At 65.8% G+C, this 11,144-nt stretch carries 11 protein-coding genes; 9 read left to right on the forward strand and 2 right to left on the reverse strand.

The window, feature by feature from the left end:
- A partial coding sequence (locus ACE3UA_RS17240) for an alpha/beta fold hydrolase (protein WP_374647354.1) occupies positions 1–191 on the forward strand: 191 nt, incomplete at its 5' end.
- Between the two features lie 758 nt (positions 192–949).
- On the opposite strand, the gene ACE3UA_RS17245 is transcribed toward ACE3UA_RS17240, so the two are convergent.
- Positions 950–1,147, reverse strand: coding sequence for a hypothetical protein (locus tag ACE3UA_RS17245; RefSeq protein WP_301917677.1), 198 nt, complete (start codon positions 1,145–1,147; stop codon positions 950–952).
- A gap of 589 nt (positions 1,148–1,736) precedes the next feature.
- On the opposite strand from ACE3UA_RS17245, the gene rsgA reads away from it, so the two are divergent.
- Positions 1,737–2,771, forward strand: coding sequence for a ribosome small subunit-dependent GTPase A (gene rsgA / locus ACE3UA_RS17250; RefSeq protein ID WP_374647356.1), 1,035 nt, complete (start codon positions 1,737–1,739; stop codon positions 2,769–2,771).
- A gap of 284 nt (positions 2,772–3,055) precedes the next feature.
- On the opposite strand, the gene ACE3UA_RS17255 is transcribed toward rsgA, so the two are convergent.
- Complete coding sequence (locus ACE3UA_RS17255) at positions 3,056–3,943, reverse strand: LysR family transcriptional regulator (RefSeq protein ID WP_301917679.1); 888 nt, start codon at positions 3,941–3,943, stop codon at positions 3,056–3,058.
- A 120-nt stretch (positions 3,944–4,063) separates the two neighbouring features.
- Here ACE3UA_RS17255 and ACE3UA_RS17260 point away from each other — a divergent pair, with 120 nt between their 5' ends.
- From ACE3UA_RS17260 to hisD, 7 genes are all read left to right on the forward strand, one after another.
- Entirely contained in the window at positions 4,064–5,086 is a 1,023-nt protein-coding gene (locus tag ACE3UA_RS17260; protein WP_301917680.1) for a D-cysteine desulfhydrase, read from the forward strand.
- Positions 5,087–5,090: 4 nt separating this feature from the next.
- Positions 5,091–6,299, forward strand: a complete 1,209-nt coding sequence (locus ACE3UA_RS17265) for a DegT/DnrJ/EryC1/StrS aminotransferase family protein (protein ID WP_301917681.1) — start codon at positions 5,091–5,093, stop codon at positions 6,297–6,299.
- Complete coding sequence (locus tag ACE3UA_RS17270) at positions 6,299–7,024, forward strand: aspartate/glutamate racemase family protein (protein WP_301917682.1); 726 nt, start codon at positions 6,299–6,301, stop codon at positions 7,022–7,024. The genes ACE3UA_RS17265 and ACE3UA_RS17270 overlap by 1 nt, the downstream gene beginning before the upstream one ends.
- 39 nt (positions 7,025–7,063) lie before the next feature.
- Positions 7,064–8,053, forward strand: a complete 990-nt coding sequence (locus ACE3UA_RS17275) for an ABC transporter substrate-binding protein (RefSeq protein WP_301917683.1) — start codon at positions 7,064–7,066, stop codon at positions 8,051–8,053.
- Positions 8,054–8,120: 67 nt separating this feature from the next.
- A complete protein-coding gene (locus ACE3UA_RS17280) occupies positions 8,121–8,909 on the forward strand; it encodes a taurine ABC transporter ATP-binding protein (RefSeq protein ID WP_301917684.1) in 789 nt (262 codons plus the stop codon).
- Positions 8,906–9,766 (forward strand): ABC transporter permease subunit, encoded by an 861-nt coding sequence (locus ACE3UA_RS17285; protein ID WP_301917685.1) that lies wholly within the window; start codon positions 8,906–8,908, stop codon positions 9,764–9,766. The genes ACE3UA_RS17280 and ACE3UA_RS17285 overlap by 4 nt, the downstream gene beginning before the upstream one ends.
- 16 nt (positions 9,767–9,782) lie before the next feature.
- Positions 9,783–11,075 (forward strand): histidinol dehydrogenase, encoded by a 1,293-nt coding sequence (hisD, locus tag ACE3UA_RS17290; RefSeq protein ID WP_301917686.1) that lies wholly within the window; start codon positions 9,783–9,785, stop codon positions 11,073–11,075.
- Positions 11,076–11,144 lie beyond the last annotated feature (69 nt).

Genomic DNA, 11,144 nt, shown 5'->3' on the forward strand with positions numbered 1-11,144 from the left:
AGATCGAGGTGCCTGCGCTGGTCATCCACGGCACAGAAGACACGCTGCTGCCGCTCGCGCACGGCCGCGACATCGCCGCCCGCATTACGGGCTCGGAGATGATCGAGGTCGCCGGAATGGGCCACGACCTGGAAGGCGGAATTGCCACGATCATCGTCGCGGCGGTGACGCGTTTCGTCGACGGGCTGTGACGGCCCCGGGGTAGTCGCCGGACGGGAGGCGGCGGAGGGGAGGCCCAGGCGCGGACGAAGCTGGCGGGACAAAGGGCGCTCAAGGACCAGCGAGTGGGGAATTAGGGCGGGTCACAGCCCGCCTTCGCTTGGATGGTGGCGTGGATCCCGCCCGGAACTGCCCCCCCAAGATCGGACACTAACCCGAGCTACCATCTGACGTTTGATGGTATCCATGGGCGAACTTAGATCAGAACATGTCGAAACGCAGTAACCACGGTCCCTCTCAACGCATCGCCACGAGCAAGAGCGATCAGCCGTCGCTGGATCACGACTTGGCGGGAGGCAGGAATGTGAGGAATTTTCGCAGGATCACAGTCGACGCTCGACCCGAGGCATTCATCTTCGGCCGTGTCTCTGCAACAGCCGCCTGAGCAGTTGAACGTCCCGCAGCCTCGGTGCGGAGTCCCGGCCGCTCGATAACAGTCGTATGAACTCGATCCAGCCACGCTCGTTCGCGGTGTGGTCGTTCAGGTGTTGTCCGTCGGGACACCCGCAATCCTGTCCACGGAAGGTCATTTCCGGAAGATTCCCCGGATGGCGGATCTGCCACGCGACGTCAGGCTCGGATCCGTGTGGCCGGAGGCGTCGCGGATCTCGTTGATCCAGGCGGCCCCGTTCCTTGTGACCACGACGCCAAAGGTGTCTTTGATCGCACGCACCTTGGTGTCGCCTCCGGGTTGATCGAGGGCCAGGCCGACGAGCAACCGGGGATCGCACTACAAGGCGGCGGCGAGGCTCGGAATGCGGTCTAGCGGCAGTTTCGTCGCGCCGCTCTTCAGCATCGCGATCATGTTGGGATTGATGAAGCCGGCTTGCTCGGCACACTCGGCTTGGGTCTTGTGCGGTCGGAGTTCGAGAACGCGCTTCTCGAGGTATTTTGCCAGCGGGGAGTCTTCGTGGGGCCATCTCGCCATTGTCGTCACCTTCGTCGTTGCTCGCAGAACGTTCTGACTACGTGAGCCAAAGCGACGGCCTGACGGGAACGTCGTGGGAACTCACTGGCGGCCGCAAGCGTCTTCTTGGCCGTTGACCCTTCGGCGATGTCGCGCGCCCGCCAGTGACACTTAGGCACCCGTCCGGAGGCCATAGCAGTGCGTAGCCAGGCGAACGCAAAGAGTCTTGGCCGATGGGTCGACAGGATCCTGCGTCCCGCTGGCAAACTCACACCGTGTCAATACACCGCGAAACCGACCAACTTGCGCGTCGCGCATCAGGATGATATCGTTCTCGAAGTTTTCGATGCCACAATCGGCACAAAAGTTCGCGCAATAGGGCGGTCAAGCAAGCCACGCGCAAGGCATTGAAGCTTAAAGGGTTTTATGTAGACTGGAGAAGTCCAGCCTCTCACATCGCATCCCGGCGAAGGAGTTGAACATGGCAGAGCTTGTTATCCTCCGGGCCGGGGCTCGCTGAGACCTCAGACCTGTCCCGCCCGTCCCGACATCACCCGCCCGCGGCCAAGGCTGCCGGGAGACGGTATCGGCTTGACCAAAGGACAGATCCTTGACCCCCAACCCCACCCTTGCCAGCCTCGGCTGGTCTGACGACTTCGACCACCTTCTCGGCGCGGCCGAGCGGGAAGCGCTCGTCCCCGCGCGCGTCACCGGCGTCCACCGCGCCCGCCTTGCCACTCTGACGGCCAATGGCGCGGCCGAACTGGCCCTGCCCCCAGACCTTCCGGCGGGCGATGTCGCCGTGGGCGACTGGGTGCTCGCCGACCCCGACACGGGCCGGGTGGCGCGGCTTCTCGACCGCCGCTCCCGCATCTTTCGCCGTGCGGCCGGGGAGGAAGCCCGCGAACAGCTCATCGTGGCCAACGTCGACACGGTCTTCCTCACCACCTCCTGCACCGAGGAGTTCAACGAGGCGCGGCTCGAACGCTACGTCGCGCTCGCGCACGCTGGGGGCGTGCCCCCGGTCTTCGTCCTGACCAAGACGGACTGCAGCGACGGGCCCGAGGCCTACGTCGCCCGCCTTCGCGCCATCGGCCCGACGATCCCTACCGTGGCGCTGAACGCCAGGGCACCCGATGCGGCGGAGGCGCTGAAACCCTGGTGCGGGCCGGGCCAGACCGTGGCCTTCCTCGGCATGTCCGGCGTCGGCAAATCCACGCTCGCCTCGGCGCTGACCGGCCTTGACCTCGACACCGGCGAGATCAGCGCCGACCAGATGCGCGGCCGCCACACGACGACCGCGCGCGAGATGCACCAAATCCCCGGCGGCGGCTGGCTGATCGACACGCCGGGCATGCGGGAACTTCGCCTCACCGACATGGCCGAAGGCATCGACGAGGCCTTCGCCGAGATTTCCGCGCTCGCCGGCCAGTGCCGCTTCCGCGACTGCTCGCATGGGCCCGAACCCGGCTGCGCCGTTCAGGCGGCGGTCGTCGCCGGCGCGGTGGACGCCGCCCGGGTGGAGCGCTGGAAGAAACTCCGTGCGGAGGACGCCGGGCATAGCGCTCAGGCGCTCGACCGCCGTCGCAAGGGCAAGGCGCTGGCGAAGCGGGTGAAGGCGGCAAAGCGGATCAAGGGGCGCTGAGGGCACGGTGGCGGGTGCTGTCGCCCGCCGGACGGCGTGTCAGGTTAGCAATCGTGTAGCCGCTGGCGAAACCGTGCTCATCCCGCCGCCACCATGGCCGACTCTTGCGCCGCCGTTGATGCCACGGCTTTTCCGCCCATCCCATCCGCTGGCTGCAACTGTCGTGATGTGATCCGCCACCTCACGCCGGCCCGCCGAGACGACGCACGCGCGGGTCGCCGCACACAGGCCCACGAAGCCGGAGCCAGGGCGCTTTCCTGCGTGCGCCTCTGCGGCAACAACCTTCAAAAGTCCAGAAGCTGCGCCCAGAACAGCGCTGCCGCTTGCGAGGCGCTGGCTTCCAGACGCATGGCGCTGATGTCCAGATCGCAGGCGGGAAGCGCGGAGGAGAGATCGACCAACCGGCCCGAAGCGATCCGCTCCTGCGCAAGCGAGGCGGGCACCCAGGCGACGCCCACGCCCGCCACGGCCATTTCAACCGCCGCAAGGGTCAGCGCGGTTTCGACCTTGGGGATGAAGTGAACCTCGGGGTCGAGATGCGGCAGGATCCGCCGCTCCATGACGGTGCCGAAAAACACGTCGGAGGGGTAAGCGATATAGGGGATCTCGTGCAGCCCGCCTTCGGCGGCCGACGCCAGAGCGGTATTGAACACGGGCAGGAAGCGATCCGAACCGATGGCAATGACCTCGATGAAATCGTCGATCAGATCGCCCGCCTCGTTGGGCAGGCGGAACACGATGGCAATGTCGGCTTGACGCGACAGAAGCAGCCCCGTGCATTCATCCAGGTTGGCCGAGCGCAGGCGGATGTGGATGCCGTTCGCCGGTTCGGACATCTGGTGCAGCAGGTCCGGCAGGCGGACGGTGGTGAGCGAGTGCTGGCAGGCCAGCACCACTTTGTTGCTTGAAAGACGCTCACCGCGCCGCAGGTCGGCAATCAGTTGCCGCAGGCCGAGGGTAAGCTGAACGATCTGCTCGTTCTGCGCGAGTGTCGTGGGCTGCATCCGGATCGGCTTGTGCGCGCGATCGAATAACTCGACGCCGATGTAAGTTTCGATCTGCTGGATGCGGCGCGAGAAGGCCGACTGGGTAAGCCGCCGCCGCTCTGCCGCGCCGCTGAACGAACCGGTTTCCGCGATGGCGAGGATGTCTTCCAACCATTCGAGTCGCATGCAGCCTCCTGCAGGATCACGCAAATTGCAATTCATGCATGATAGTTCAAGAATTTCGAATTGGGCAGAGGGCAAAATCTATGTGACAGTCGAAGAACACAAGTTAGACAAGGACTGGCCATGCATCTCGCCCGCTTTCCCCGCGTTCATCTGGCACATCTGCCGACTCCTCTGGAAAAGCTTGATCGCCTCTCGAAGGAACTGGGCGGGCCGGAGATCTGGATCAAGCGCGATGACTGCACCGGCCTTTCGACGGGCGGTAACAAGACCCGCAAGCTGGAGTTCCTTATGGCCGAGGCTCTGGCTCAGGGCGCCGATACGGTGATGACCCAGGGTGCCACCCAATCCAACCACGCCCGCCAGACGGCCGCTTTCGCGGCCAAGCTGGGTATGGGTTGCCATATCCTGCTGGAAGATCGCACCGGTTCGAATGACGCCAATTACAACGGCAACGGCAACGTGCTGCTGGATCACCTGCATGGGGCGACCACTTCGAAGCGCGCGGGCGGCATGGACATGCAGGCCGAGATGGAAGCCGTCGCCAAACGGATGCGCGGCGAGGGGCGCAAGGTCTATCTGATCCCCGGCGGCGGCTCGAATGCGACGGGGGCACTGGGCTATGTGAACTGCGCGTTCGAACTGGTGGGCCAAGCCAATGATCGGGGCCTTGTCATTGATCACCTGGTCACGGCGACCGGTTCGGCGGGCACGCAGGCCGGTTTGATCACCGGGCTCAAGGCGATCAATGCCGGCATCCCCCTGACCGGCATCGGTGTGCGGGCGCCCAGGGAGAAGCAGGAAGAAAACGTCTTTGCCCTGGCCCGCAAGACGGCAGAAAAGCTTGGCTGCCCCGATGTGGTGTCCCGCGCCGATGTGGTGGCCGACAGCAGCTATGTCGGTCCGGGCTATGGCATCCCGCGCGAGGATACGCTGGAAGCAATCCGCATGTTCGCCCAGCTTGAGGGGGTTTTGCTTGACCCGGTCTACTCTGGCAAGGGTGCGGCGGGGCTGATCGATTACTGCCGCAAGGGCAGGTTCAGGAAGGGCGAGCGAGTTGTCTTCCTGCACACCGGCGGCTCGGCGGCGCTGTTCGGCTATGTGGCGGCCTTCGCGCAAGACCAGCAAGCCCTGGCGGTGGCCTGATCCCATGGCCCCCGGGCGCTTTGAAAAGAGCTTCACGCAGCAGACGCCGATCCCGGATAGCGGGATCGAGGCGGCTGTGGCGGTGATGCGCTCGGGCCGGCTGCACCGCTACAACACACGCGGCGCCGAAGAGAGCGAGGCCATGGCACTGGAGCGGGAATTCGCGCTTTGGCAAGGCGCGCGCTTCTGTCTTGCGGTCGCCTCGGGCGGACAGGCGATGCAGATCGCCCTGCGCGCCGCGGGCGTGACGCCGGGGGATGCGGTCCTGACCAACGGCTTCACGCTGGCACCGGTCCCCGGTGCGATTGCAGCCGTGGGCGGCAGGCCGGTGCTGGCAGAGATCACCGAAGATCTGGTGATCGATCTTGATGATCTTGCAATAAAGGCCAGGGCGAGCGGGGCGCGCATTCTGTTGCTGTCGCATATGCGCGGGCATCTGTGCGACATGGCGCGGCTGGTGCAGATCGTGGGCGATCTCGGGATCACCTTGATCGAGGATTGCGCCCATACGATGGGGGCCAAGTGGGACGGGCGGGCGTCGGGCTCTTTCGGCCTTGCAGGCTGCTTCAGCACGCAGACCTACAAGCACATGAATTCCGGTGAGGGCGGATTGCTGACCTCGGACGATGCGGCCTTCATGGCGCGGGCAACGATCCTTTCGGGTTCCTACATGCTGTACGAGCGGCACGGAGCGGGGCCCGCTGCGGAAGTCTATCAGGCGCTCCGGCTTGAGACACCCAACTGCTCGGCGCGGATGGACAGCCTGCGCGCGGCGCTGCTGCGCCCGCAGTTGCGGGAAATCGAGGCGGCAATCGCGGGCTGGAACGCGCGATACGATCGGGTGGCGGGGCACCTGGCGAAATCACCCGCCATCCGCCTGCCGAAACGGCCTGAGGCCGAAACCTATGTGGGGTCCTCGATCCAGTTTCGCCTGCCCGGCATCTCGCGCGCCAGGGCGAAGGCTTTTGTGGCGGTTCTGGCGGCGGTCGGGGTCGAGGTGAAATGGTTCGGCGGGGCAGAGCCGGTCGGCTTCACCTCGGACCATCACAGCTGGCGCTATGTGGCGGCGCAGGATCTGCCGCGGACGGATGCCATCCTGGCGGGTCTCTTCGACATGCGCTTGCCGCTGACCTTCAGCCTGTCCGATTGCGATCTGCTGGCCGATCACATCCTGAGCGCGGTCGCGGCCCTGCAGCACGGGGAAACTGCCTGATGCGGCGCGTGGGCATTCTGGGCGGGATGGGGCCAGAGGCGACCATTCTCTTGATGCAGAAGGTTCTTGAGGCGGTTCAGGCCGAGGATGATGCCGATCATATTCCCCTTCTCGTGGATCAGAACCCGCAGGTGCCGTCGCGCATCCGGAGGCTGATCGAGGGAACGGGCGATGACCCCGGTCCCGTCCTTGTCGAGATGGCGCAAAGGCTGGTCGCGGGCGGCGCCGAAGCGCTTGCCATGCCCTGCAACACCGCCCATCATTACGCTCCGGCGATCCGGGCCTCGGTCGCGGTGCCGTTCCTGGACATGGTCGAGCTGTCGGTCAAGAAGGCGGTGCGGTTGGCCGGGCCGGACGGCCGGGTCGGCATCATTGCCTCGCCCGCCGTGCGCAGGATCGGATTGTTCGATGCGGCCTTTGCAAGCGCGGGCGTCCAGACGCTTTACCCTGGCGACGAGGCAGCGCTGCTGGGCGCGATCCGGCGGATCAAGATGGGCGAGCGCGGCGAGGAACCCGAGGCCCGGTTGAAGGCCGCTTCGCAGGAGTTGCTGCAAAACGGGGCAAAGGTGCAGATGATCGCCTGCACCGAGTTCTCGCTTCTGCCCGGAGCCACTGCGCCCGGCGCCGCCGCCTTCGACACGCTTGATGTGCTGGCCGAAGCGATCAAGGATTTCGCGACGGCGGACAGTGAAAAGGCAGTCCGGCGCTGGGTCGGCGCCGAGTGAACCCGAACGACCAAGAACACGACAACAGAGGAGACGACAATGAGCCTGAACCTGAAGACCCTTCTGCTTGGTGCGGCCGCATCGGCCTTGCTGGCCGGGCAGGCCCTGGCCGAGAAGATTATCATCGGCCATTTCGGCAACCCGACGCCGATGCAGCTTCTGTCCACCACGGACGAGCTGGCCCAGGCGACCGGGTGGGAGATCGAGTGGCGCAAGTTCGACGCCGGGACGGATGTGATCGCGGCCATGGCCTCGGGCGATGTGGTCCTGTCCGAACTGGGCTCGTCGCCCGTCGCGATCGGGACGAGCTCGGGCCTGGACATCCAGCTGATCGCCTATTCGGACGTGATCGGCAAAGCGGAATCGCTGATCGCCCGTGCCGACGCGGGCATCGCGAGCGTGGCCGATCTGAAGGGGAAGACCGTGGCCGTGCCGATCGGATCGACCGCGCATTATTCGCTGATGGGCGCCTTGCAGCACGAGGGCCTGGGCGAAGCGGATGTGAATATCCTCGGGATGAAGCCCGATGACATTGCGGCGGCCTGGGGCCAGGGCACCATCGACGCGGCCTGGATCTGGCAGCCGGTTCAGTCGGAGATCCTGAAGACCGGGACGCTGGTGATCGGGGCGGATCAGACAGCGGAATGGGGCTTTCCGACCTATGACGGCTGGGTAGTTGACCGGGCCTTCGCCGAAGCGAATGCCGACAAGGTGGTGGCCTTCCTGAAGGCCGTCGACAGGGTCAACGGCATGTATCTGGCCGATCCGGCCGCCTGGACGGCGGACAGCGCCGAGGTCAAGGCCCTCGCCGCCGCGACAGGTGCCGACCCGGCGCAGGTGCCCGGGATCCTGGAGGGCTTCACCTTCCTGCCGATGACGACCCAGGTGGCGGATACCTGGCTGGGCAGTGCGGCGCCACAGATCAAGGTCACGGCCGAGTTCCTGAAAGGCGCGGGCCGGATTGACACGACGCTCGATGACTATTCGGCCTTCGTGAACCCGTCCTACGCTGCGGCCGCCGCCCAGTAAGCGAAGGTGCGGCCTGCCCGGGCAGAGAGGTCCGGGCAGGCCCACCCTGACACAAGGGAGCCTGGCCTTGAGCCTGACCATAGATCACGTGTCGGTCGTCTACCCGGCGGCCGATGGCCGCCCGCCCGTCGCGGCGCTGAGCGACATCGATCTCGACATTCCGGAAGGGGAGTTCGTGGTGGCGCTCGGCGCGTCGGGCTGCGGCAAGTCCACGCTTCTGAACCTGATCGCGGGGTTCCTGTCGCCGACGTCCGGCATGCTGTCGCTGGATGGCCAGTCGGTGCAGGGGCCGGGGGCGGACCGCGCGGTGGTGTTCCAGAAACACGCGCTTCTGCCCTGGCTGAACGTGATCGACAACGTGGCCTTCGGCCTGCAGATCCAGGGCGTTGCAAAGGCGGAACGGCACCGCACCGCCAACGAATTCATCGGCCTTCTGGGTCTGGACGGGTTCCAGAATTCTCCGGTCTACAAGCTGTCGGGGGGGATGCAGCAGCGCGTCGGCATCGCGCGGGCACTGACCTGCAACCCCAAGGTTCTTCTGATGGACGAGCCCCTGGGCGCGTTGGACGCGTTGACCCGGGAAAAGGCGCAGGAGTTGATCCTGAACATCTGGGGCGAGACCGGGAAGTCGGTCTTCTTCATCACCCACAGTGTTGAGGAGGCGTTGTTCATGGGCACGAGGCTCATCGTCATGTCGCCCCGGCCGGGCCGCATCACCCATATCTTCGATCTGCCCTTCTCGCGCCAGTTCCAGTCCGGCGTCCCGGCGCGCCAGGTCAAGGCCGCGCCCGAATTCATCGCGCTGCGCGAACAGGTCCTGAACATCATCTTCGCCGATGAGGAGGCCGTCGAATGACCGATGCTCCGACCCCGAAATCCCCCGGCCTGATCGCGCGGATGGCCAGGTCGCGGCCCACCCGTCCGGGCGAGATCTACGGCGTGCCGGGCCATGGCAACACCTTCTGGCTTTCGGTCGCCTCGGTTGCCGCGATGCTGTTCGTCTGGTGGCTGGTCACGGCGCTGGGGCTGGTGAAGCCGCTTTTCGTGCCCGCACCGCAGCTGGTGGTCGAGAAATTCTTCCAGATCTGGAGCGAGGGCTTCACCAACACCTCGTTCCTGGCACATATCTTCATCTCGACCGCCCGGGTCTTCGGCGCCTTCCTTCTGGCCTGCGTGATCGGCCTGCCTCTGGGTCTGGCCATGGGGATGAGCCCCCTGATCCGCGGCATCTTCGATCCGCCGATCGAGTTCTACCGCCCGATCCCTCCGCTGGCCTACCTGCCGCTAATGATCATCTGGTTCGGCATCGGCGAGACGTCGAAGGTCCTTCTCATCTTCCTGTCGGTCTTTGCGCCCATCGTCCTTGGCGCCCGGTCGGGGGTGAAATCGGCCGCGATCGAGCAGATCCACGCTGCCTATTCCTTCGGGGCGACCCGCTGGCAGGTGATGCGGCATGTGATCCTGCCCTCGGCCATGCCGGAAATCCTGACGGCGATGCGGGTGGGGATCGGTTTCGGCTGGACGACGCTGGTTGCCGCCGAAATGGTCGCGGCCACGAAGGGGCTTGGCTACATGGTGCTTTCAGCCAGCCAGTTCCTGCAGACCCCGGTCGTGATCATGGGGATATTCGTGATCGCCACCATCGCCTTCGCCTTCGACCTTTTGATGCGTTTCGTCGAGCGCCGCCTCGTGCCCTGGAAAGGGCGCATGTGACCGGGAAGCTGAACCCATGATTTATCTGAAGAAAGCCGTTCGCACCGCCGAAACGGACCAGAAGGACGTGCACAACGTCGTGGCCCGGATGCTGGCCGAGATTGCGAGCGGGGGCGAAGAGGCGGCGCGCCGGTTTGCGCGCGATCTCGACAAGTGGACGGGCGATATCATCGTCCCGCCCGAGGCGCGCGCGGCCGCGGCGGCGCAGGTGCCGGAGCAGCTCAAGCGGGACATCCAGTTTGCCCATGCCAACGTGCGCCGATTTGCCGAGGCGCAGCGCGCCACGGTGCGCGATTGCGAGGTCGAGATCCTGCCGGGTCTGATCGCGGGCCAGCGGCAGATCCCGGTTTCGGCGGCAGGCTGCTACGTCCCGGGCGGGCGCTACAGTCACGTGGCCAGCGCGATCATGACGATCACCACGGCAAAGGTGGCGGGCGTGCCGCATGTGACGGCCTGTTCACCGCCGCGCCCGGGCGTCGGAATCCCGCCTGCGATCGTTTACGCCATGGACCTTTGCGGGGCGGACGTCATCCTGTCGATGGGCGGCGTGCAGGGTGTCGCCGCGATGGCGAACGGCCTCTTCGGCTTGCCAAGGGCCGACATGCTGGTGGGGCCGGGCAACCAGTACGTCGCCGAAGCCAAGCGCATCCTCTTCGGACGGGTGGGCATCGACATGTTCGCCGGACCCACGGACAGCATGGTGGTGGCCGATGGCCGCGCCGATTCCGAGATGGTGGCTGCCGATCTGGTCGGACAGGCCGAGCATGGCTACAATTCGCCGGTCTGGCTGGTCACCTCCGACCGCGCCCTGGCCGAACGGGTGATGGCGCGGGTGCCCGAGTTGATCGCCACACTGCCCGACGCGAACCGGCAAAGCGCCACCGCTGCATGGGCGGACTATGCCGAAGTGATCCTCTGCGCCGATGCCGAGGAGATGGCCGAGGTGGCCGATCGTTTCGCGCCCGAGCATCTGCACGTTCAAGCCGAGGCTCCGGACTGGTGGTTGGGGCGGCTGCGCTCTTACGGCTCGCTCTTTCTGGGCGAGGAAACGACCGTCGCCTTTGGCGACAAGACCTCGGGCCCGAACCATGTTCTGCCGACCTCCGGGGCGGCGCGCTATACGGGCGGGCTTTCGGTCCACAAGTTCGTGAAGACGGTGACGTGGCAGCGCGCCACGCGCGAAGGGTCGCGGCCGCTGGCAGAGGCTACGGCGCGGATCTCGCGGCTTGAAGGGATGGAGGGCCATGCCCGTTCGGCCGATATCCGGCTGGCGAAATACTTTCCAGACCAAGCTTTCAACCTGACCTGACCCCATGACAAACACGGATCTGGGCGAGGCGCCCACCCCGCGTGGCCCGCTGGCAGGCCAGGCCAGGGA

The sequence above is a fragment of the Tabrizicola sp. genome (genome assembly GCF_041919135.1).
GTDB lineage: Bacteria > Pseudomonadota > Alphaproteobacteria > Rhodobacterales > Rhodobacteraceae > Tabrizicola.